This is a genomic window from Corallococcus sp. bb12-1, assembly GCF_026626765.1.
In the GTDB taxonomy this organism is placed as follows: domain Bacteria; phylum Myxococcota; class Myxococcia; order Myxococcales; family Myxococcaceae; genus Corallococcus; species Corallococcus terminator.
Genome location: NZ_JAPNJZ010000027.1, coordinates 419,194 through 440,289, shown reverse-complemented (window position 1 = coordinate 440,289; position 21,096 = coordinate 419,194). Strand labels below are relative to the sequence as shown.

Genomic DNA, 21,096 nt, shown 5'->3' with positions numbered 1-21,096 from the left:
TCCCGGTGCGAGGTTCAGGAAGGACGGGCGGCCGGCAGCAGCCCGTCGACGGTTCCAGACAGGCCGGCGTCCACCACCCAGATGGCGCCATTCACCCGCTGGGTCTTCGGCCCCAGCAGCAGCTCGGTCACGTCGGCGACGTCGTCCGCCGTGCACAGCCGTCCCCCGGGCGTGGCCGCCTCCCAGCGCGCCACGCGGTCCGGCGCGTCAGGGAACATCCCCAGGAGGTCCCCGTGCACGGGGCCCGCGGACACGCAGTTGGTGCGGATGCCGTCCGGCGCCAGCTCCGCGGCCAGATAGCGCGTGAGCGACTCCACGCCCGCCTTCACCACGCCCTGGCATCCCAGGTCGTGCATGTACCGCTGGGACATGGAGGTGGACATCGTGACGATGCCGCCGCCCCCGCGCGCGGCCATCAACGGACGCGCGCGCATCGCGCACTCGTACGTGCCGGTGATGCAGGTGCGGAACGCCTTGTCCCAGTCACGCGGGGAGATGCGGTCGAACGGGCCGATGAGGCCGTTGGACGCGTTGCACACGAGGAAGTCGAGTCCCCCCAGCTTCTCCCCCAGCGTGGAGAACATCCGCTCCAGGTGCTCCTCGTTCGCGACGGAGCCCCACAGGTGCAGCGCCTTCCCGCCGCTCTCGACGATGTCGCGCGCCGTCTTCTCCCCGTCGTCCCGGGAATGGAACGAGTTCACGACCACGGTCGCTCCCGCCCGGGCCAGCCGGGTGGCGATGACCTTGCCGATGCCCTTTCCCGAGCCCGTGACGAGCGCGACCTTCCCCGCGAAGGGCAGGTCCAGCCGTGACGGGAGCGGCGCGGCCACGACGTGCACGGGACGGCCCACCGGAGCGCTGGTGACGGACTCGGCGGAAGGCAGCAGGGCGCGCGCGGCCTCGCAGATGGCGGCCATCGTCCGGAGGCGCTGGGCCGGCTTCGGTCCTTCGGAGAGCCCCAGCTCCTTCATGAGCACGGCCATCACCTCCGCCTGCTTCACGGAGTCGATGCCCAGCTCGTCCTCCAGATCCGCGTGCAACGTCAGCAGGTCCTCGGGGTAGCGGGTCACCCGCGCGAACACGGCGCGAACGCGCGACTCCAACTCCACCCCGGTGCTCGCGCGAGCATTCATCTCCATCCCAATGCGCACGGGCGCCGCGACGGGAGGGGTGGGGGCTACGGGCAGGGCCGCGGGCACTCCGACGGGCGCGGAGGGTGCGACCGCCACGGGAGCGGGGACCGCGGGCGATTCGCCCAGCACCTGGGTCACCAGCCCGGCGATCGCGCCGAGTGTCGGTGCCTTCCCCCCGCGCGGCAGCCGGTCGGGGGGCAGGTTGAATTCGCGCGCGACGACCGCGGCGATCTCCGCGAGCTTCACGGAGTCGATGCCCAGTTCGTCCTCGAGCTGCGCATCCCGGGTGAGGATGTCGAGCGGATAGCGGGTGACGGACGCGGCGCAGTGGCGCACCCGCTCGAAGGTGTTCGAAGGCGCTCCGGCGCCCTGCTGCGATGGATGTGCGGACATGCTGACCCCTGGCTGTTCAAGGCTTGAGGGGGCGCAATGTGCAGCGGGGGTCTGACACGCACCGCGAAGCAGCCCGACAGGCGCGAGGTGATTCACGCGCAGTGCGTTCGCGGAATAATCAGCGCGGCTGAGGGGACTCCGCTCGCGGATCCACTGGGGGCTCCGTGGGGACCGCCACGGCCGCGCGCCGCCACCCCAGCCACAGGGCCATCAACAGGGCCGGCAGCGTCAACAGATCCGTGACATCCACCGTATGCAAGGTCGGTTGGATGCGGGGAAGGGGCGCACCCGCGAGCACCGCCCCGAGCACGCGGAAGGGCCATTGCAGCCCGCCCAGGGCCCAGCGCCACGCATTCCCCGCGCCTTCCGAAAGCTTCGTCGCGGAGAAGCACAGCCCCGTGAGCACCACCGCGCCCGTCACCACCGCGCGCGAAGGATGGAAGTCCCGCGCACGGTGCCGCGACAGTTGTTCCCAGAGCGCCTGGAGCAGCAGGGGGAACATGGCGAGCCCCGCGACGTCGGAGAGCTTCCCCGTCCACCACGACGGCCAGCGCGCCTTGAAGACGTGGTCGTTGAGCAGGAGCAGGACCACGGCCCCCAGGACGCAGGGGTGCAGGAGGCCGCTGCCGGGGAAGGGTTTCTGGTGGCGCACGGGCACGCGCTACAACGCTTCGAGCGTCACGGTGAAGCCCCGAGGTGTCTCTTTCTGCCTCGCGGACATCCGGGCCCTCGCATCCACCATCACGTCGACCGTGCCCGGCGGAGCGTCCGCCGCGATTTCGAGATGGAGGTCCACGCGCCACTCACACGCCTTGCCGGCCTTGAGTTCGCATTCGGCCGCGAAGCTCTCCGTCATGTCGTGGCCCACCGGCTTGCCTGGCTCGGTCAGGGGCAGGGACGGGCCCGGGCCCGGGACGGCTCCCTCCCGGGTCAGCGAAGGCCGGAACCACGGGCCGGTCGTCCGCGCCGGATCCACGGGCTTCCAATCCGCGGTGACGGCGACATGGACATGCCCATCAAGGAGCTGGGAGGACTGCTCCGCGGTGACCCGGATGAGGAAGGGCTTCGTGGCCCTGGGCGTCTGTGCCGACAGGCGCACGGGGCCCATGGAGAGCCGCTCCGAACTGACGGGGGGCATGGCCGCCTTCGACGTGGCCACCGAGCCGGCGCAGGCCACCAGCAAGGCCAGGCGCGCGGCCCAACGTCGCGGGCGGGAAGGGGACTGGGTCGTTCCACTCATGGCTTCGAACGGTCTTTCTCCCGGGTGTCCCGGCCACGCCCAGGAAGGGGTTCGCGATGCGAGGCCCCGCCCCAGAGTAAGCAGGATGCGATGTCCGTCCAAGAGGAGGGCTGCGTCCCCGGACGCTCGGTGCCAGGGCCCACGCACGACATGGCTGTCACATCCGCGCGCCCGTGCCGCCGCTGGGGCATAAGACGTCCAGGCTGCACCGGTCCGAACGCGGAGGGACGATGTTCCAGCGAGTGACGCTGTTGCTGTTGTGCCTGACGGCCTGCGGAGGAAAGCGGCTGCCCACGGGGCCGGGCTCTCCGCCGGACCGCACCGATGATGGCTGGGAGGTGGCCTCCTTCGAGGACCAGGGCCTCCAGCGCTCGTGGTTCGACTGGCTGGAGCACGACGTGGCGGAGGCCACGGTGGAGACGCCGGACGCGGTGGTCGTCGCGCGCAACGGCCGGCTCGTCTACGAGCGCTACTGGAACGGCTTCGCGCGGGAGGACGCGCACGACCTGCGCTCGGCCACCAAGAGCCTCACGTCACTGCTGGTGGGCATGGCGCACGAGCGCGGAATCCTCCCGGACCTGGACGCGCCCGTGCTGTCGCTCCTGCCGCACCTGCTGCCGGTCCGGAACCCGGACCCCCGCAAGGAGCGCATCACCCTGCGCCACCTGCTCCAGATGCGCACGGGGCTGGCGTGTGACGACTGGAACCCGGATTCGCCCGGCAACGAGGAGCGGATGGCGGACACCGACGACTGGGTCCGCTTCATCGTGGATGTCCCCATGAAGGACGAGCCGGGGACGGTGACGCGCTACTGCACGGGCGGCGTGGTGTTGCTCGGCGCGGCCCTGGAGCACGCCAGCGGCCGGTCCGTCGCGGACCTCTCCCGCGAGTGGCTGTTCGCGCCGCTGAAGGTCCAGGACTTCGCCTGGCAGCCCGCCGGCAAGCAGGGCACGGACACGGGAGGCCACCTGCGCCTGCGGCCCCGCGACTTCCTGAAGGCAGGCCAGCTGGTCCTGGAGGGCGGCGTGTGGCAGGGCGAACGCCTCGTGTCCGGTGAGTGGGTGGCGGAGTCCGGCAAGGCCCTGGGGCCGCTGGGGGACGCGGGCTATGGGCTCCTGTGGTGGAGCACCCGCTTCGTCATCCAGGGCGTCCCGGTGGAGGTGACCTTCGCGCGGGGCAACGGCGGGCAATACGTCTTCGTCGCGCCCTCGCTGGGCCTCACCGCGGCCTTCACCGCCAGCCACTACAACGGGGCCGGTTCGTCGCTGCCGCTGGAGCTGTTCGGACGGTACGTGCTGCCGGCGGCGCTCGGGCTGGAGCGGCCGGGCCCGGAGGCCGTGGGCCGGAAGTAGAAGAGGGGGGCCGCGACTGGAGCCGCGGCAGGTGTTCGAGGAGGCGGACTTCGGCGGTAGGCTCACACTGCGCACGCGGAAGTGCGAGCTGCGCACCTCACGCCACGGCAGGCCGCCCTTGGTGGGGCACAAGGCCCCCGGCCCAAAGAGAGCCTTCAATGGCTGCCAGGTTCTCCCGCGGTCCAGAGCACTTCCGCTTCTATCCGGGAAAACCGCCACCCCTGCGGCGTGCGGATCGCCTGGAAGCGGTGGGCGATTCCCGCATCGAGATGCGATTGGGGCCTGCCTTCCTGGTGGACGTGGACGGAGAAGCGGTTCGCCAGGACCGTGGCCCGGTCACCCTCCAGCTCGATGAGGATGTTCGTGCTGGAGTGCTGGGTGCGCCAGAACTTCGTCATCCGCTGGCGTGCGAAGCCCGCCAGCACGTCAACACCCTGCACCCGGCCCACGCTCATCGGGAAGTCAGCGACCACATCCTCCGTGTAGACGGACCGCAGGTCGTCGAAGCGCTTCGCGTCCAGGAGCAGGTCGAGGCGACCGACCAGCTCCGTGAGCGCCTGGCGATCCGTGAGTGCCTGGAGTTGATGGGCCAGCGACGGGGTGACTCCCTCTGCGTTCAGTGTGCTCATTGCTGCACCTCGTGGGTGTTTCCAACGTTGGTGTTGCCAATGATACTGGCGAATCGTTGGCCGCGCCAATGAATTCTGCGAGGCTGACGCCATGACGATGTCCACCGACCTGGCCCCCTCGAGGTTGCGCAGGTTGCCAAGCTGGATGCTGAACCAGACCGCGGCGCTGGCCCACCGGTTGGTGACCGAAGGGCTCGGCGCGGTCGGCTTCCACCGCTACCACTACGCCTTGATGTCGACGCTGGAGGAGTTCGGCCCCACGAGCCAGGCGGACCTGGGGCGCCGTTCCGGGCTGGATCGCAGCGACGTCGTGGCGGTGCTCGACGTGCTGGCCGAGCGGAAGCTCATTGAACGTACGCCGGATGTGTCGGACCGCCGACGCAACACCATCACGCTCACGTCCGTCGGGGTGCGACAGCTGCAACAGCTGGATGGCGAGCTGGCGCGGGCCCAGGATGCGCTGCTCGCCGCGCTTTCATCTTCCGAGCGTGAGCAACTGGCGCGACTCCTCGACCGTGTCCTGGTCTCCCACGCGCCCTCGCCCGAGGCCGCCAGCGAACCTCGCCAGAAGGGCCCGTGACCGCCGTGTCTCCTTCCGGACGGTGGACGGGAGCGCGCATCGGGATTCCGACGTGATGCCCGCGTGGGGAGTGACCTCACGGAGGCGGGTGGGCAACTTCCGCTCCGGCATGGCTCCTCCGAAAACGTCCCGCACCCGAAAGACCCCCGATCTCGCCGGCTTCGTGCGCGTGCGCGGGGCCCGTGAACACAACCTCAAGCACGTGGATGTGGACCTCCCGCGCGATGCGCTGGTGGTCTTCACCGGGGTGTCCGGCTCCGGCAAGTCGTCCCTGGCGTTCGGGACGCTGTATGCCGAAGCGCAGCGGCGCTACTTCGAGTCCGTGGCCCCGTATGCCCGACGCCTGATTGATCAGGTGGGCGTGCCGGAGGTGGACTCCATCGACGGGCTGCCTCCAGCGGTGGCGCTCCAGCAGCACCGGGGCGCTCCCAGTTCGCGCTCGTCGGTGGGCAGCGTGACGACGCTGTCGAACTCCGTGCGCATGCTGTACTCGCGCGCCGGGACGTACCCTCCGAAGCTGGGCCGGCTGGACTCCGACGCGTTCTCGCCGAACACGCCCGCGGGCGCCTGTCCGCAGTGTCACGGCATCGGCCGGGTGTTCGAGGTGACCGAGCGCTCGATGGTTCCCGACGACAGCCTGAGCATCCGTGAGCGCGCCGTCGCCGCGTGGCCGCCCGCGTGGCATGGACAGAACCTGCGCGACATCCTGGTGACGCTCGGGTACGACATCGATAAACCCTGGCGTGAATTGTCGAAGAAGGACCGGCAGTGGATCCTCTTCACCGACGAGCAGCCCAGCGTCCCCGTCTACGCGGGCTTCACGTCCGCGGAGGTGAAGCGGGCCCTGGCTCGCAAGGAGCCGCCCAGCTACATGGGCACGTTCACCGGCGCGAAGCGCTACGTGATGACGACGTTCGCGACCACCGAGAGCGCGATGATGAAGAAGCGCGTCGCCCGGTACATGGTGAGCAGTGATTGCCAGTTGTGCCACGGCAAGCGCCTGCGCCGCGAGTCGCTGTCGGTGAAGTTCGCGGGCCTGGACATCGGAGAGTTGTCGCGGCTGCCATTGGATCAGGTCGCGGACCTGCTGCGCCCCACGGCCGAGGGGAGGGCGGAGGGCGCGGAGGCGATGGCCCGCGAACATCCGGAGAAGGTCCTCGTCGCCGAGCGCATCACGAAGGATCTGCTGGCGCGCATCCAGGTGCTGACGGACCTGGGACTGGGCTACCTGTCGCTGGAGCGCACGACGCCCACGCTGTCGCCGGGAGAGCTGCAACGGCTGCGGCTCGCCACGCAGATCCGCTCCAACCTCTTCGGCGTGGTGTACGTGATGGATGAACCGTCCGCCGGCCTGCACCCTGCCGACACGGAGGCGCTGCTGACGGCGCTGGACAGGTTGAAGGACGCGGGCAATTCGCTGTTCGTGGTGGAGCACGAGGTGGATGTCATCCGCCACGCGGATTGGATCGTGGACGTGGGCCCTGCTGCTGGTGAGCACGGCGGGCGCGTGCTCTACAGCGGGCCGCCGGAGGGGCTGGCGAAGGTGGAGGCGTCGCGGACGCGGCGCTACCTGTTCGAAGAAGAGGCCCTGCGCCGCCGCTCGCCCCGGAAGGCCACGGGACGTCTGCGATTGGAGGGCGTGAAGCGCAACAACCTGCGCGGGCTGGACGTGGACTTCCCGCTGGGCGTCTTCACGACCGTCACGGGCGTGTCCGGCTCCGGCAAGTCGAGCCTCGTGAGCCAGGCACTGGTGGAGCTGGTGGCCGCGCGGCTGGGGCAGACGCTGGCGCCGGAAGAGGAGGAGGGCGAGCCGTTGGATCGCGAGCCGACGGTGGCCAGCGAAGGTGACATCGCGGAAGGGATGCACGCGCTCAAGCGGCTGGTGACGGTGGACCAGAAGCCCATTGGCCGCACGCCGCGCTCAAACCTCGCGACGTACACGGGCCTGTTCGACCACGTGCGCAAGCTGTTCGCGGCGACGCCCCTGGCGAAGTCGCGCAAGTACAGCGCGGGCCGCTTCTCGTTCAACACGGCGGGAGGCCGCTGCGAGACGTGCGAGGGCGAAGGCTTCGTCAGCGTGGAGTTGCTCTTCCTGCCCAGCGTGTACGCGCCGTGCCCCACGTGTCACGGCACCCGCTACGACCCGAAGACGCTGGAGGTGAAGTACCGCGAGCGGAACATCGCGGACGTGCTGGGGATGACGGTGGACGCCGCCTTCGACTTCTTCGTGCAGGAGCCGTCCCTCTTGCGCGTCCTCAAGGTGCTGAAGGACGTGGGCCTGGGCTACCTGCGGCTGGGACAGCCCGCGACGGAGCTGTCCGGCGGGGAAGCGCAGCGCATCAAGCTGGCCACGGAGCTGCAACGCACCCAGCACGGCGACACGCTCTATGTGCTGGATGAGCCCACCACCGGCCTGCACCCGGCGGACGTGGACAAGCTGATGGCGCAGTTGGAGGGGCTGGTGGACGCGGGCAACACGGTCATCGTCGTGGAGCACGACCTGCGCGTCGTCGCCGCCAGCGACCACGTCATCGACGTGGGGCCCGGCGCGGGGAACGCCGGGGGCAGGGTGGTGGCGCAGGGCACGCCCCAGGAGGTGGCGAAGGTGAAGGCCAGTCGCACCGCGCCCTATCTGGCGCGCGTCCTCGGGTGACGGAGGCGGGGCTCAGTCCTTTTCGCCGCCGTGGTCGTCGTCGGAGTCCTCGCCGCCGTTCTTGTCGTCGTCGTCGAAGGCATCGATGGAGCGGTGAAGGTTGTTTTCAATCTCCGAACGGGCGCTGCTCTCGCGCGGATCCAGGCGCTTGCCGCCCTCGCCGGTGAACCAGCCGCTGGGGTCGATGTTGATGGTGACGTTCTGGTCGGAGCCATCCGCCACCACGAAGGTCGCCTCGCGCTCCTGTTCCACGCGCACGCTCGACACGAACTGGAAGGGCGTCCCGTCGATGAGCCCATCGACGACGATGGAGGCGCCCAACTGCGCCAGCTCCTTCAGCGCTGCGTTGTCGCCGGCCTCGGTGACGGAGACCTTGCCGATGTCGAATTCAATCTCGTCGTAGGTGCCCGCCTCCGCCGTCACGTCCCGCAGGCGGACCACCTGGCCCTCCAGCGCGGCTCCGGACAGGTCGATGAGGAAGGCGCCCGTGCGCTGCTTGTGCTCGCCCTTGTCATCGACGCTCGTGCCCGCGTCGTCGTCGGAGGAATCGTCGTCGTCATGGTGGCCCTCGCGCTTGAGCTCCAACTCGCGGACCGACAGCCGCACTCGCTCCACGGTGATGCCGTTGGGGAGGGCCAGTCGCTGCTCGGACTGACGGAGGAGTCCGGCGCCGGAGACGGCGGAACCCATCCGCGTGCTCAGCCCCACCGAAGAGGCACCATTGCCACACGCGGACAGCAACATGATGGACGCGAACAGACCGGTGAAACGCATGGCGTGTGTCTCCTGGAAGAAGGAGGGAGCCCGTGCCTCGTGACCGGCCGCTCCCTGCCCGTTGAAGGGAAGGAGCACGGCCGCGAAAAACGGCCACGGGGGGATTTTCGCGGTGCATTTCCGGGGCGGCTTCCACGTGCCGTATGGGTCGCAGCGACCGGGCGAACGATGGAATGTGGCCGGAAAAGCCCCCCGTGACTCCTTCCCTCCTGACGGAGTACGCAACAGGAGCCATGGCTTGCATCCTCATCCCTGGAACGACCTTCGCTTCCGGAGGTCGTTCCGCAGGCGACGCCTCCTGGACGGGGCCGGTCCTTCCATGGCCCGCGGAGCTGCTCGCCGGGACCGTGCGTCCACGGGCGCGCGAGCACGGGGTGTGTGGCGGGGAAGGGAGGGCGGCGTGGTGACGGAGCAGGAACTGGCGGAGTGCATCCGCCGCGCCGTCCGGGGTGAGCAGCCCGCGTGCGGTGAGCTGTACCAGCGCTTTCATGCCTCGGTGCGCCGCGTGGCGCAGGGATACGCGGAGCTGGGGACCGCGGAGGTGGAGGACGTGGTGCAGGAGACCTTCGTGCGTGCGTTTCGCGAACTGCCCCGGCTCCAGCACCCGCGCGCGTTCAGCGGCTGGCTGCTGACCATCGCCCGGCACCATGCCTTCGCGCTCAGCCGGGGCGCTCGGGCCCGGGAGCGCGTGGCGGAGGGCCTCGCGCGCGAGGCGGAGGTCTCCGCGCCCGCGCTGCCTCCCTCGCTGACGTTGGAGCGCCGCGTGGCGGTGGTGCGCGCGCTCATCGAAGGGCTGCCCGAGGGCCCGGAGAAGGAGACGGCCCGCCTCTTCTATCTGGAGGGGGAATTGAGCGCGCGGGAGATCGCCGAGCGCCTGGGACTGGGCAAGAGCGCGGTGACGATGCGACTGGAGCGCTTCCGCGCCCGGGTGAAGCGCGAATTGATGGCACGGCTGCTGGCAGCGGAGGTGGGGTGAACCATGAGCGAGACCGGCAGACACCTGGACGCCGAGGCCCAACGGGCGCTCCAACAGCGGGACCCGGAGACCCTGCGGTACTTCGCCGCGCATCTGGCCCAGCCGTGTGAGACGTGCGAGGCGTTCCTCTCCGAGGACGACGAGGCTCCCGACGACGCCTTCGGTCTGGACGCGCTGGCGGATGAAGCCCTCCTGGAGGTCTCCGCAAGGCCCGTGCGGGAGGACGCGGTCGGCTGGGCGAGGGTGCGTCGCCGGCTGGGTTCCCCGAAGCGTGTCTGGCTGTCGCGAGGGTTGGCCGCCGTGGCCGCGGTCCTCCTGGCCATCCTGGTGCGCCCGGGGGCGGGGACCCTTCCCGAGCGCCCGTCCACGCAGCGCCTCAAGGGAGGCGCCCCGCTGGCCCTGGAGCTGACGGCGGCGGCGCGGTGGCCGGACGGCCAGGTGCGCGCGGTGCCCGAGGACGCGGTGCTTCCCCCCGAGGCGGTGGTGCTCCTGCGCTACCACGCCGGCGATGCCGCCGACGCCCTGGTGGTGCGCGAGGCCCCTGGTGTCCCTCCGCAGGTGCTGGGGCGTCATGTGCTGGGGCCGGGCACGCACGACCTGCGGGACGGCGAGGACCTGGCGGGCGTGTCGCTGGAGGGGGAGCAGGGTCTGGTGACGCTGGTGCTGGTCGCCTGGCCGAAGGGCGCGGACGCCTCCGCGCTGGAGGCGGTGGTGGCCGGTGGGCAGGTGCCTCCGGACGCGGCCCAGGCCCGGCTTCGCCTGAAGGTGGAGTCGGGGCATGCTGCGCCCTGAGGAGTCGCGCGTGTCCCGCCTGTCGCTCATCCCCCTGGTGCTCGCGCTGGTGTGGCTCGGCGCGTGTCGTACCGTGGAGACCCCGGGCGAGAAGGGCCGCGCGGTGCGCGTGCGCCTGGAGGAGGGGGCGCTGGCCACGGCCCAGGCGGGGGAGCGGCACGCGCTGCTCATCGGCATCTCCGCGTACGCGGACCCCTCCTGGAACGGCCTGCGCTACGCGGCCAAGGACGCGGACGACCTGGGCCGCGTGCTGGCGGATCCCTCCCGGGGCGGCTTCCAGTCGGTGACGGTGCTGACGCGGCCCGAGCAGACGACGCGCGCTGGCGTGCTCGCCGCGCTCCAGGCGTTGGAGGCCCGGCCGTGGCGTCCGCAGGACGTCGTGGTCGTCTATGTGTCCGGGCACGGTTCGCTGGCGCGCGATGTCCGGGGCGATTTGCAGCGCTACCTGGTGACGTCGGATGCGCGCTACCGGGACGTGGCCGGGACGGGGCTGGACATGGCCTCGCTGGAGCAGGCGTTGGAGCGGTTGGGCTCACGGCGCCGGGTGCTGGTGCTGGCCACCTGTCACAGCGGCACGGGCAAGTCGTTGCTGCCGCCCGAGGTGCGCGACGAGCTGGCGCACACCAAGGCGCCCTTCCTGCCGCAACCGTTGGAGGCGGCGAGCCGCGCCTCGCTGGTGCTGTCCGCCAGCGATTGGGGCGAGGCCGCGCGAGAAGACGACGCGCTGGCCAATGACATCTACACGCACTTCCTCATCCAGGCGTTGGATGGCAGGGGAGACCGCAACCGCGACGGTGCGGTGAGCGCCACCGAGGCCCACGACTGGGCCCGACGCAACACCTGGGCCTATACGGAAGGCCGCCAGCGCCCGAGTGCGCAGATCTTGGAGGTGGGCGCGGATCCGGTGCTGCTGTCCGGAACGCTGGAGCGCCCCGGCCAGCCGGAGGTCTTCTCCTACAGCGCCAGGCTGGAAGGCTTCACGCTCAAGGTGGACGGGCAGGACGCGGGCGAGCTTCCCGGCGGCGTGGTGGTGCCCGAAGGGCGACGGCGTCTGGAGTTGCGCAAGGGCGGGCAGGTGTTGTGGGAGGACACCGTGGCGCTGCGCTCCGGCGAGCGGCGGGAACTGGAAGCGATGCTGCGGCCGCTCGCGGACGGGCCCCGGCGCACGGTGTCGCTGGGCGCGGGCGTGCTCGGGTTCCTCGACGGGCGCAGCCGCGAACAGGTGTTGCCGGCGTCGGCGCTGGCGGGCGTGGGCCTGGGCTGGGAGGGCGTGCTCCTGGACGGCAGGTTGGACCTCTGGGTGGATGTGGCGGCGGGGCAGGGGCGGCAGTCCTTGCGCCTGGATCCCGGCGGGTTCGTGCCGGTGCGACACCGCACGGTGCTGGTGGGCGTGGCCCTGGGACCGACCTGGACGTGGGGGCGGCTGGGACTTTCCACGGGGCCGCGTGTGGCCGCGTTGTGGTTGGAGCGCTCCTTCCAACTGGACCTGCTGCGTCGGGATGAGCGCTACCTCACGGCGTGGCCCGGCTGGATGGCTGCGGTGTCGTGGCGCTTCGGTCCGGCGTGGGTCGTGGAAGCGCGCACGCAGTTGCTCTGGGCCTATGTCCCGGTGGACGGGCAGACGCGCACGGTGGGCTTTGGGGGCCTGATGCTGGCCGGAGGGTACCGCTTCTGATGCGAACCAAGAGATGCGGGCAGGCCCTCTGGGCCCTGGCATTGGCGCTGGCCGGCTGTGGCGGTTTCGAGAACGGCCCGTTGCAGACGGGCACGGTGCGGGGGCGCATCCTCGGGGTGGAGGCCGACGTGGCGCGCGTCAGCGTCATGGGCCGCTCCGAGCTGCGCGCTTCGGTGGACGCGGACGGACGCTTCGAATTGAGCGACGTGCCCGCGACATCGCTGGAGTTGTTCGTGGTGGCCTCCCGCACGCGAGCGACCCGCAAGGCCGTGGTGGCGCGGGGCGCCCGGGTCACCGACGTGGGGGACATCGCGTCCGCGCCCGGAGCCTTCATCATCGTGCGCGTGTCGGATGAGACAGGCTCGGTGCCCTCCGACGTGGAGGTGGAGGTCGAGGGCACAGGGTTCGACAGTCTCAAGGTCGAACCGGGCAACGGCGAGGTTCGCGTGGGCCCGCTACCGGCCGGTTGCTACTCGCTGGAGGTGAAGGCTCGGGACCTGGAGGATGTGGAGCTGGAGGTCTGCGTTCGCGAAGGAGAGGAATTGGTCCGGGCCATCACGCTGCCCTCGGATGACGACGGCGGCGATGATGATGGCGGAGACGACCACGGCGGGGGCCGGGACGGCGGCTGAGCGCACGGCCCCTCGTTTTCAGGCAATGATTGGCACCTTCACCCCGTCGAATGAGAGCAACAACGGGCTCGCCATCGGGTTCACCGTGGTTTCGTAGGTGCTGGCGCTGCTTGCTGGGTGAGCATCAGCGAGTCGAGGAACATTTCTCCTTCGGGAAACGGGTCGTCTTCCAGTGAGATGACCTGAAGGAAGAGGAGGTTGGTCCCGACGACAATCCAGCGGTCGCGGATCAGCTCTCCACCACTGGTGGGTCTTTCATCCTCCGGGCCAAGCCACTCGCGGACTTTTTCGCGCCATTCCCAACCGGCCAAGGGGGCGGGTAGCCTCGTGAGGCGGTCTCCAGGAATGCCCTGAATGAGATTCAATCGGAGTCGTTCGAGGTTTTCGTCTACCAATGCCTGTGTCTCGAAAGTGTTGACGTACCAGTCCAGGCGGAATTGCCTGCTGAGGTCCTGGTGACTCCACGAGCAGAAGTAGGCGCCACCGCTATAGGGCCACGTGCCGGTATCCGGGGTCGTCGCTGGGTTGCATCGGGCGACGGTCGAGGAGGGACTGACCGGCGTGCCACGTGGGGAAGTGGGAGGAGCCAGCAAGCTGATGCCAGGAACAGGCTCCCAGCGGGTGAACTCGCCAGGCAGGGGCCAGACCGGCACTGCGGGCGTCACGGTCCGCCCCGTCGCACAGGCCGTGCCCAGGAAGGCCGCGAGGCATGGAATGTAGAGGCGAGGTTTCAGCATGGAGATAGGGTACATCCAGGGCCCGTGAAGCCCGTGACTCCCTCTCGCCCCTCGAAGGTGATGACGTGAACGACCGACTCCTGCGCACGGCGCGCCGCCAGCCCACCGACACCACCCCCGTGTGGCTGATGCGTCAGGCGGGCCGCTACCTGCCCGAGTACCGCGCCATCCGCGGCAACATCGCGTTCCTGGACCTCTGCAAGAATCCGGACCTGGCCGCCGAAGTCACCGTGCAGCCCGTCACCCGGCTGGGCGTGGACGCGGCCATCATCTTCTCCGACATCCTCATCCCCGTGGAGGCCATGGGCATCCACCTGGAGCTCGGGGACAAGGGGCCGCACTTCCCCAACCCCCTGCGCACCGCCGCGGACATCGACAAGCTGGGCATCCCCGACCCCGTCGAGGGCACCGGCTTCGTCGCCGAGGCCATCCGCCGCACGCGCAAGGCCCTCAATGACTCCGTGCCCGTCATCGGCTTCGCCGGCGCGCCCTTCACCCTGGCCGCGTACATGGTCGAGGGCGGCGGCTCCAAGAGCTACATTGTCATCAAGCGCCTGCTCTTCGAGCAGCCAGCGCTGGCCCACCGCCTGTTCCAGAAGCTCACCGACACCCTCATCCCGTACCTCAAGATGCAGGTGGAGGCCGGCGCCAGCATCGTGCAGATCTTCGACTCCTGGGGCGGCGAGCTGTCCCCCTACGACTTCGAACGCTTCAGCCTGCCGTACCTCACCCGCATGGTGCAGGAGCTCAAGGCCACGGGCGTGCCCGTCATCCTCTTCGGCACCAACATGACCCCGCACCTGCCGCTCCTGAAGCGCACGGGCGCGGACGTCATCGGCCTGGACTGGCGCGTGAACGTGGACGAGGGCCGCCGCATCCTGGGCCCGGACGTCGCCACGCAGGGCAACCTGGACCCGCTGCACCTGTTCCTCCCCCGCGAGGAGCTGGATGCGCGCGTGAAGGACATCCTCGGTCGCGCGGGCCCCGTCGGGCACATCTTCAACCTGGGCCACGGCATCCTTCCGCCCAGCGACCCGGACGCCGCGAAGTTCCTCGTGGACGCCGTGCACCGCCACGGTGTCGCCCTCCGTCAGGGCATCGCGCTGCGCTGAAGGCCTGTGTAGGCGGGCACCCCCGCTCGCCCGCCCGCCTGACCGGCAATTGACTCTTGAGTCAATCCGGCGTTGACGCGGCGCATTGTCGGTCGTTAGAAGCGCCTCACTCGTCGCACAGAGGGTGAGGCACACATGGCAAGCGAGAAGCGCAACGGCCACCGTCGGGTGGCCATCGTTCGCGGATTGCGGACGCCGTTCGCGAAGGCAGGCACCGTCTTCGCGGGGCTGACGGCGCTGGACCTGGGCCGGATGGTGGTCCAGGAGCTGGTGCAGCGCAGCGACCTGGATCCTAACGAAATCAACCAGGTCGTCTTCGGCCAGGTCATCCCCACGCTGACCGCGCCGTCCATCGCGCGCGAAGTCGTGCTGGCGGCGGGTCTGCCCAAGCGCATCGACGCCTTCACGGTGGCGCGCGCCTGTGCCACGTCCATCCAGGCGCTCGTGGCGGGAGCCAACGCCATCGCGCTGGGGGACGCGGACGTCATCATCGCGGGCGGCACCGAGTCCCTATCGGACGCGCCCATCTTCACCAGCCGCCCCCTGGCGCACGCGCTGGCCGCGTCGTCCAAGGGCAAGAGCCTGCCGGACAAGCTGCGCCCCTTCCAGAAGCTCAAGGGCAAGGACCTGCTGCCCGTGCCCCCCGCCATCGCCGAGTACTCCACGGGCGAGACGATGGGTGAGAGCGCGGAGAAGATGGCCAAGGAGAACGGCATCAGCCGCGAGGAGCAGGACCTCATCGCCTTCAACTCGCACCAGAACGCGGCGAAGGCGTGGAAGGAGGGCTACTTCGCCGACGAGGTGATGCACATCCTCGTGCCGCCCAAGTACGAGCAGTCCGCCACGAAGGACAACATCGTGCGCGAGGACACCAGCCTGGAGGCCCTCTCCAAGCTCAAGCCGGTGTTCGACCGCCGCTATGGCAGCGTCACCGCGGGCAACGCGTCCCCGCTCACCGACGGCGCCGCGGCGCTGCTCTTGATGAGCGAGGAGAAGGCGAAGGCGCTGGGCTACGAGCCGCTGGGCTTTCTGCGCTCGCACGCGTTCGCGGCGACGGACCCGGGCGACCAGTTGCTCCAGGGGCCGGCGTACGCGGCGCCCGTGGCGCTCAAGCGCGCGGGGATGAAGCTGTCGGACATCGACCTCGTGGAGATGCATGAAGCGTTCGCCGCGCAGGTGGCGAGCAACATCCAGGCGCTGGCGTCCAAGGAGTTCGCGAAGAAGGCGGGCTTCAGCGGGCCGGTGGGTGAAATCGACCGGTCGCTCTTGAACGTGACGGGCGGTTCCATCTCACTGGGCCATCCGTTCGGTGCCACCGGAGCGCGCATCGTCACGCAGGCCCTGAACGAGCTGAAGCGTCGGAACAAGAACACGGTGCTGTGCACCGTCTGCGCCGCGGGTGGGCTGGGCGCCGCGGTCATCCTGGAGCGTGCGTGATGGCGACCAAGCATGAAGAGGTCGAGGCGAAGCAGGGCTTGAGCTACGGCGTCACCGACGGCGTCGCGCTCATCACGGTGGACCTGCCGGGCGCGGCCGTGAACACGCTGTCCCCGGAAGTGGGCGCCGAGTTCACGCAGCTCCTGCTGCAGGCGGAGCGCGACCCGGAGGTGAAGGCCGTCGTGTTCATCTCCGGCAAGAAGGACAACTTCGTCGCCGGCGCGAACATCGACTTCCTCCAGACCCTCAAGTCCGCGGACGAAGTCGTCGCCATCAGCCGCGCCGCACACGCGGAGTTCGAACGGCTGGAGGAGTTCTCCAAGCCCGTGGTCGCGGCCATCCACGGCGCGTGCCTGGGCGGCGGCCTGGAGTGGGCGCTCGCGTGCCACTACCGCATCGCCACCGACAGCCCCAAGACGAGCCTGGGCCTGCCGGAGACGCAGCTGGGCCTCATCCCCGGCGCGGGCGGCACGCAGCGGCTGCCCGAGCTCATTGGCGCGCAGGCGGCCCTGGACCTCATCCTCACGGGCAAGAACGTGAAGGCGTCCAAGGCGAAGAAGCTGGGCATCGTGGACGAAGTGGTCCCCGTGCCCATGCTCAAGCGCATCGCGTTGCAGCGCGCGGCGGAGCTGGCGGCGGGCACGCTCAAGGTGGAGCGCGCGCACCAGGGCTTCAAGGCCGTGGCGGCGAGCGGCAAGAAGAAGGGCATCGCGGGCATCTTCCAGGGCCTCATCAGCAAGGACCTGTGGGCGGAGGCCGCGCTGGAGGACAACCCGCTCGGCCGCAAGGTGCTCTTCGACCAGGCGAAGAAGGCGCTCCTGAAGAAGACGCGCGGCAAGTACCCGGCGCAGGAGAAGGCGCTCCAGGTCATCCGCGTGGGCCTGGAGTCCGGGCGCAAGGCGGGCCTGGAGGCCGAGGCGAAGGCGTTCGGAGAGCTGGTGTTCACGGACGTGTCGCGGCGGCTGGTGGAGATCTTCTTCGCCACCACGGCGCTGAAGAAGGAGAACGGCACCGCCAACGCCAACGTGAAGCCGCGCGAGGTGAAGAAGGTGGGCGTGCTGGGCGGCGGGCTGATGGGCGGCGGCATCGCCTACGTGGCGGGCGTGCTCCAGGGCGTGCCGGTGCGCGTGAAGGACAAGGACGACGCGGGCGCGGGCCGCGCGCTCAAGCAGGCGCAGTCGGTGCTGGACGAGCGCGTGAAGCGCCGCTCCCTCACCCACCGCGAGTCGTCCGCGAAGATGTCGAACATCACCGCGGGCACCGACTACAGCGGCTTCAAGTCGGTGGACCTGGTCATCGAGGCGGTGTTCGAGGACCTGAAGCTCAAGCACAAGGTCATCGCGGAGGTGGAGGCCGTCACCGGCCCGGACACCATCTTCGCGTCCAACACCTCCAGCCTGCCCATCACGGAGCTGGCCAAGGGCAGCAAGCGGCCTTCGCAAGTCATCGGGATGCATTACTTCAGCCCGGTCCACAAGATGCCGCTCCTGGAGATCATCACGCACCCGGGCACCGCGGAGTGGGTGACGGCGACGTGCGTGGACGTGGGCCGCAAGCAGGGCAAGACGGTCATCGTCGTCAACGACGGTCCGGGCTTCTACACGTCGCGCATCCTCGCGCCGTACATGAACGAGGCGGCGCACCTGCTGGCGGAGGGCGCGGACATCGTCCAGTTGGACAAGGCGCTCGTGGACTTCGGCTTCCCGGTGGGCCCCATCACGCTCTTGGATGAGGTGGGCATCGACGTGGCCCAGAAGGTGGGCCCCATCATGGAGGCCGCGTTCGGCAAGCGGATGGCGGCGCCCAAGGCGTTGGACGGCGTCATCTCCGACGGTCGCCTGGGCCGCAAGACGCAGAAGGGCTTCTACCTGTACGAGGACGGGAAGAAGAAGGAGGTGGACCCGGCCGTCTACCTGCTCCTGCCGCACGGCAAGGACCGCAAGTCGTTGGACCCCGCGGAGATGGCGGAGCGCTGTGCCTTGCAGATGGTGAACGAGGCCATCCGCTGCCTGGGTGAGGGCATCCTGCGCAGCCCCCGCGACGGCGACGTGGGCGCCATCTTCGGCCTGGGCTTCCCGCCGTTCCTGGGTGGCCCGCTGCGTTACGCGGACAGCCTTGGGCCGGCGCACCTGCTGCGCAAGCTGGAGCACTACCAGGACAAGTACGGCGAGCGCTTCACGCCCGCGCCGTTGCTGGTGGAGAAGGTGCGGACCGGCAAGGGCTTCTACGACGCGTGATGTCGTGACGGACCGGGCAGGGGAGGGGGCCCCGAAGGCCTCCCCCTGTCTTGGAGCCTGGGGCCCGGCTTGACGGCGGGTGCGGTTCTGGACCAAGGGGCATGCCCTCCATGGTCCGCTCCGCTCCCCGCGCCGTCCTGTCCGCTGGCCTCGCAGCCCTGGTGGTGTGCACCGTGCTGGTGACGGTGTCCGCGCTCGCGTTCCCCCTGGGCTACAGCCCCGCGCGGCCCACGTGGCCCGGGGCTCCCACGCTGCTGGGCTGGGCGCACTTCGACGCTGGCTGGTACGCGCACATCGCGACGCAGGGCTACAGCTACACGCCCGGCCAGCAGAGCCCGGTGGCGTTCTTCCCGCTGTACCCGCTGGTGCTGAGAGGCCTGGGCCTCCTGCACGTGGACACGTTCCTCGCGGGGATGCTCGTCACGATGTTGTGCGGGCTGGGGGCGCTGTACGTCTTCACGCAGTGGGCGCGCACGCGGGCGGATGAGGACGCGGCGCGAAACGCGGGCCTGCTCCTGGCGTTCTACCCGTTCGCGTTCTTCCTCTACGGGGCGATGTATTCGGACGCGCTGTTCCTGCTGCTCGTCATCGCGGCGTTCCTGCTGCTGGAGCGGGGACAGTTGGGGTTCGCGGTGCTGCTGGCCGCCGTGGCGACCGCGGCGCGGCCGGTGGCGCCCGCGCTGGTGGTGGGGTTGCTCGCGCGGCGGCTGGAGTGGAAGCACGAGCGCGGCCAGAAGTGGACCCTCGTGGACCTGCTGCCGGTGTGCGCGGCGGCGGGCTTCGTGCTGTACGTGCTGTACCAGTGGAAGGCCTTCGGTGAGCCCTTCGCGTTCGTGAAGGTGCAGTCCGCGCCGGGGTGGGATCAGCAGCCGGGCTGGCGCACGTGGGCGAAGCTGCGCTGGTTCCAGGGCTTCAGCCGGGACATGTCGCTGTCGGACGGCCTGCGGTTGGTGGGGCACGCTGGCGTCACCCTGGGGGCGCTCGCGCTGGTGTGGCCGTGCGCGAAGCGGCTGGGGTGGGGCTATGGCGTGTACACGCTGGCCATCGTGGGATTGCCCGCCATGTCGAGCAAGGACTTCATGGGCATGGGGCGCTACCTGCTGGCCGCCTTCCCATTGTTCCTCACGCTGGCGCTGCTGCTGCGCGAGCGTCCCAGGTTGAGGTGGGGTGTGCTCGCGACGAGCGTGGGGTTGATGCTGGTGCTGACGGTGGCATTCGGTGCCGCGGAGTACGTGTCATGAGCGGGCTCATGGCCCAGGCGCTGGAGCGGTACGCGGGGCTGCCCGCGAGCGAGCGCTTCCATGTGCACGCGCGCGCGTCGTCGGCGCCGCTGATGGCGGTGGCGTCACGGCTGCCGGCGGGGACGGTGGCGGACATCGGCTGTGGGCACGGGTTGTTGTCCGCGCTGATGGCGCTCGCGACGCCGGAGCGCCGGGTGCTGGGCGTGGACCTGGATGCGCGCAAGGTGCGCTGGGCGCAGGAGGCGCTGGCGGGGCTGCCCAACGTGACGCTGTCCGTGGGGTCGGTGGAGCAACTGGCTGCGGAGCATCCCGGGACGCTCGACGCGGCGGTGGTGTGCGACGTGCTGTACCTGTTGCCGGAGGCGCAGTGGCTGGGGTTCCTCAAGGCCGTGCGGGGCCTGCTCAAGCCCGGCGGGCGCTTCCTGTTGAAGGAGGTGGAGGGGGACCGCTCCTGGAAGCACGCCAAGGCGCTCGCGCAGGAGTGGGTGATGGTGTCGCTCTTGGGGCGCACGAAGGCCAGCGGCGGCATGGTGCTCCGGCCGCGCGTGGACGGCGTGCGGATGCTGCTCGACGCGGGCTTCGAGGTGCGCGAGGTGGTGGGGCTGGGCGAGGGCTACACGACGCCCCACCTGCTCTACGACGCCGAGGCGCGCTGACGGGGCTTCAGCCCAACGCGCCGTAGTTCGCGAGCACGATGTCGCGCTCCACGAGCTTCGCCTTCACCCGGGGGCTCGTGAGCGCCGCCAGCTCCGCGTCCCAGCCGTAGCGCCACGCCGGATCCTCCGGCACATGCGGCGCGCCTTCTCCCGGATGACACCCCAGCTCGAAGTCCCCCGCCGGCAGTGCATCCAGCACCGCCAGCAGCGCGGACTCATCCAGCCGGCCCGCCTCGAACACGCCCCCGGCGCTCACCCGGCGCACGCCCGTCCTTGCCCGGGGCGCCGTGCGTGCCAGCACCGCGAGCACCGTCGTCTTCAACGCCGGCCCGGGAGCGCGAAGCCACGACGCACGCGGTAGCGCATCCGGCCACCTGAGGGGCAGTCCCTCCCGTGCGGCGATGCCCTCCACCACCGAACGCACCCCTGGCAAGAGGTGCAGGTGCTGGTGCCCATCCAGGTGGTCCACCCTGGCGCCCAGCTCCCGCGCGCGGGACAGCTGCGCGGACAACTCCCGCTCCAACTCCTCGCGCCGAACCTTCCCGGTGAGCCACGCCCGGGCGAAGTCCGCCCAGCTCGCCCGGAGCCGCCCGTCCGGCGCCACCGTCCGCACCGACTCCGCGGGCGCGGCGCACCGAAGCCGCGTGGACAGCGCCAGGTGCACGCCCACCGCCAGCCCCTGCGCCTTCGCGAGCCCCACGGCCTCCACCGCCGAAGGCCCCATGGCCAGGAGCGTGGCGCTGGTGACGATGCCGTCGCGGTGGGCCTTCAGGATGCCCGCGTCCAGCGACGGGTGCAGGCCCAGGTCATCCGCGTTGACGATGAGGCGCGTGCGCGGCGACATGCC

19 protein-coding genes are annotated in these 21,096 nt (G+C 70.2%); 12 read left to right on the top strand and 7 right to left on the bottom strand.

The annotated features are described in order from the left end of the window. Window positions 1-14 precede the first annotated feature (14 nt). From OV208_RS32875 to OV208_RS32865, 3 genes are all read right to left on the bottom strand, one after another. Complete coding sequence (locus OV208_RS32875) at window positions 15-1,526, bottom strand: SDR family oxidoreductase (protein WP_267577873.1); 1,512 nt, start codon at window positions 1,524-1,526, stop codon at window positions 15-17. A gap of 118 nt (window positions 1,527-1,644) precedes the next feature. Further along, window positions 1,645-2,178, bottom strand: coding sequence for a hypothetical protein (locus OV208_RS32870; RefSeq protein ID WP_267577872.1), 534 nt, complete (start codon window positions 2,176-2,178; stop codon window positions 1,645-1,647). A 9-nt stretch (window positions 2,179-2,187) separates the two neighbouring features. Next, the gene (locus OV208_RS32865; protein WP_267577871.1) at window positions 2,188-2,766 is read right to left on the bottom strand and encodes a hypothetical protein; all 579 of its coding nucleotides are present in this window, start codon (window positions 2,764-2,766) and stop codon (window positions 2,188-2,190) included. Between the two features lie 230 nt (window positions 2,767-2,996). Between OV208_RS32865 and OV208_RS32860 the strand changes: the two genes are divergently transcribed. After that, a complete protein-coding gene (locus OV208_RS32860; protein WP_267577870.1) occupies window positions 2,997-4,118 on the top strand; it encodes a serine hydrolase domain-containing protein in 1,122 nt (373 codons plus the stop codon). Between the two features lie 155 nt (window positions 4,119-4,273). Here the strand turns inward: OV208_RS32860 and OV208_RS32855 are convergent, their stop codons facing one another. Then, window positions 4,274-4,747: a nuclear transport factor 2 family protein gene (locus OV208_RS32855; protein WP_267577869.1), complete on the bottom strand. Its 474-nt coding sequence runs from the start codon at window positions 4,745-4,747 to the stop codon at window positions 4,274-4,276. A 145-nt stretch (window positions 4,748-4,892) separates the two neighbouring features. Here OV208_RS32855 and OV208_RS32850 point away from each other — a divergent pair, with 145 nt between their 5' ends. Continuing rightward, the gene (locus tag OV208_RS32850; protein ID WP_267577868.1) at window positions 4,893-5,327 is read left to right on the top strand and encodes a MarR family winged helix-turn-helix transcriptional regulator; all 435 of its coding nucleotides are present in this window, start codon (window positions 4,893-4,895) and stop codon (window positions 5,325-5,327) included. Between the two features lie 109 nt (window positions 5,328-5,436). After that, the gene (gene uvrA / locus OV208_RS32845) at window positions 5,437-7,980 is read left to right on the top strand and encodes an excinuclease ABC subunit UvrA (RefSeq protein WP_267577867.1); all 2,544 of its coding nucleotides are present in this window, start codon (window positions 5,437-5,439) and stop codon (window positions 7,978-7,980) included. Window positions 7,981-7,992: 12 nt separating this feature from the next. Here uvrA and OV208_RS32840 read toward each other — a convergent pair whose 3' ends face one another. Further along, the gene (locus OV208_RS32840) at window positions 7,993-8,754 is read right to left on the bottom strand and encodes a hypothetical protein (RefSeq protein ID WP_267577866.1); all 762 of its coding nucleotides are present in this window, start codon (window positions 8,752-8,754) and stop codon (window positions 7,993-7,995) included. Between the two features lie 403 nt (window positions 8,755-9,157). Here OV208_RS32840 and OV208_RS32835 point away from each other — a divergent pair, with 403 nt between their 5' ends. The 4 genes from OV208_RS32835 to OV208_RS32820 are packed head-to-tail and all read left to right on the top strand — an operon-like array spanning window position 9,158 to window position 12,829. Next, on the top strand, window positions 9,158-9,730 hold the full coding sequence (locus OV208_RS32835; protein ID WP_420715073.1) for an RNA polymerase sigma factor: 573 nt from the start codon (window positions 9,158-9,160) through the stop codon (window positions 9,728-9,730). 3 nt (window positions 9,731-9,733) lie between these two features. Next, on the top strand, window positions 9,734-10,522 hold the full coding sequence (locus OV208_RS32830; protein WP_267577864.1) for a hypothetical protein: 789 nt from the start codon (window positions 9,734-9,736) through the stop codon (window positions 10,520-10,522). Continuing rightward, complete coding sequence (locus OV208_RS32825) at window positions 10,509-12,197, top strand: caspase family protein (protein ID WP_267577863.1); 1,689 nt, start codon at window positions 10,509-10,511, stop codon at window positions 12,195-12,197. Before OV208_RS32830 ends, OV208_RS32825 begins: the two co-directional genes overlap by 14 nt. Next, window positions 12,197-12,829, top strand: coding sequence for a carboxypeptidase regulatory-like domain-containing protein (locus tag OV208_RS32820; protein WP_267577862.1), 633 nt, complete (start codon window positions 12,197-12,199; stop codon window positions 12,827-12,829). Before OV208_RS32825 ends, OV208_RS32820 begins: the two co-directional genes overlap by 1 nt. 80 nt (window positions 12,830-12,909) lie before the next feature. On the opposite strand, the gene OV208_RS32815 is transcribed toward OV208_RS32820, so the two are convergent. Continuing rightward, window positions 12,910-13,566, bottom strand: a complete 657-nt coding sequence (locus OV208_RS32815) for a hypothetical protein (protein ID WP_267577861.1) — start codon at window positions 13,564-13,566, stop codon at window positions 12,910-12,912. A 65-nt stretch (window positions 13,567-13,631) separates the two neighbouring features. Between OV208_RS32815 and hemE the strand changes: the two genes are divergently transcribed. The 5 genes from hemE (at window position 13,632) to OV208_RS32790 (ending at window position 20,249) form a co-directional block, all read left to right on the top strand. Next, window positions 13,632-14,678, top strand: coding sequence for a uroporphyrinogen decarboxylase (hemE, locus tag OV208_RS32810; RefSeq protein WP_267577860.1), 1,047 nt, complete (start codon window positions 13,632-13,634; stop codon window positions 14,676-14,678). A 135-nt stretch (window positions 14,679-14,813) separates the two neighbouring features. Further along, complete coding sequence (gene fadI, locus OV208_RS32805) at window positions 14,814-16,115, top strand: acetyl-CoA C-acyltransferase FadI (RefSeq protein WP_267577859.1); 1,302 nt, start codon at window positions 14,814-14,816, stop codon at window positions 16,113-16,115. Further along, a complete protein-coding gene (fadJ, locus tag OV208_RS32800) occupies window positions 16,115-18,352 on the top strand; it encodes a fatty acid oxidation complex subunit alpha FadJ (protein WP_267577858.1) in 2,238 nt (745 codons plus the stop codon). Before fadI ends, fadJ begins: the two co-directional genes overlap by 1 nt. Window positions 18,353-18,453: 101 nt before the next feature. After that, on the top strand, window positions 18,454-19,593 hold the full coding sequence (locus OV208_RS32795; RefSeq protein WP_267577857.1) for a mannosyltransferase family protein: 1,140 nt from the start codon (window positions 18,454-18,456) through the stop codon (window positions 19,591-19,593). Continuing rightward, window positions 19,590-20,249 (top strand): class I SAM-dependent methyltransferase, encoded by a 660-nt coding sequence (locus tag OV208_RS32790; protein WP_267577856.1) that lies wholly within the window; start codon window positions 19,590-19,592, stop codon window positions 20,247-20,249. The genes OV208_RS32795 and OV208_RS32790 overlap by 4 nt, the downstream gene beginning before the upstream one ends. A 7-nt stretch (window positions 20,250-20,256) precedes the next feature. On the opposite strand, the gene OV208_RS32785 is transcribed toward OV208_RS32790, so the two are convergent. Then, window positions 20,257-21,093 carry a ChbG/HpnK family deacetylase gene (locus OV208_RS32785; protein WP_267577855.1) on the bottom strand — a complete coding sequence of 279 codons (837 nt, stop codon included), beginning with the start codon at window positions 21,091-21,093 and terminating at the stop codon, window positions 20,257-20,259. Window positions 21,094-21,096: the final 3 nt, after the last annotated feature.

What these genes read in the sequence shown, in the direction of transcription:
- OV208_RS32875 (WP_267577873.1), bottom strand. Translation starts at nt 1,526, where the DNA reads ATGTCCGCACATCCATCGCAGCAGGGCGCCGGAGCGCCTTCGAACACC.
- OV208_RS32865 (WP_267577871.1), bottom strand. Translation starts at nt 2,766, where the DNA reads ATGAGTGGAACGACCCAGTCCCCTTCCCGCCCGCGACGTTGGGCCGCG.
- OV208_RS32860 (WP_267577870.1), top strand. Translation starts at nt 2,997, where the DNA reads ATGTTCCAGCGAGTGACGCTGTTGCTGTTGTGCCTGACGGCCTGCGGA.
- OV208_RS32855 (WP_267577869.1), bottom strand. Translation starts at nt 4,747, where the DNA reads ATGAGCACACTGAACGCAGAGGGAGTCACCCCGTCGCTGGCCCATCAA.
- OV208_RS32850 (WP_267577868.1), top strand. Translation starts at nt 4,893, where the DNA reads ATGCTGAACCAGACCGCGGCGCTGGCCCACCGGTTGGTGACCGAAGGG.
- uvrA (WP_267577867.1), top strand. Translation starts at nt 5,437, where the DNA reads ATGGCTCCTCCGAAAACGTCCCGCACCCGAAAGACCCCCGATCTCGCC.
- OV208_RS32840 (WP_267577866.1), bottom strand. Translation starts at nt 8,754, where the DNA reads ATGCGTTTCACCGGTCTGTTCGCGTCCATCATGTTGCTGTCCGCGTGT.
- OV208_RS32830 (WP_267577864.1), top strand. Translation starts at nt 9,734, where the DNA reads ATGAGCGAGACCGGCAGACACCTGGACGCCGAGGCCCAACGGGCGCTC.
- OV208_RS32825 (WP_267577863.1), top strand. Translation starts at nt 10,509, where the DNA reads ATGCTGCGCCCTGAGGAGTCGCGCGTGTCCCGCCTGTCGCTCATCCCC.
- OV208_RS32820 (WP_267577862.1), top strand. Translation starts at nt 12,197, where the DNA reads ATGCGAACCAAGAGATGCGGGCAGGCCCTCTGGGCCCTGGCATTGGCG.
- OV208_RS32815 (WP_267577861.1), bottom strand. Translation starts at nt 13,566, where the DNA reads ATGCTGAAACCTCGCCTCTACATTCCATGCCTCGCGGCCTTCCTGGGC.
- fadI (WP_267577859.1), top strand. Translation starts at nt 14,814, where the DNA reads ATGGCAAGCGAGAAGCGCAACGGCCACCGTCGGGTGGCCATCGTTCGC.
- fadJ (WP_267577858.1), top strand. Translation starts at nt 16,115, where the DNA reads ATGGCGACCAAGCATGAAGAGGTCGAGGCGAAGCAGGGCTTGAGCTAC.
- OV208_RS32795 (WP_267577857.1), top strand. Translation starts at nt 18,454, where the DNA reads ATGCCCTCCATGGTCCGCTCCGCTCCCCGCGCCGTCCTGTCCGCTGGC.
- OV208_RS32790 (WP_267577856.1), top strand. Translation starts at nt 19,590, where the DNA reads ATGAGCGGGCTCATGGCCCAGGCGCTGGAGCGGTACGCGGGGCTGCCC.
- OV208_RS32785 (WP_267577855.1), bottom strand. Translation starts at nt 21,093, where the DNA reads ATGTCGCCGCGCACGCGCCTCATCGTCAACGCGGATGACCTGGGCCTG.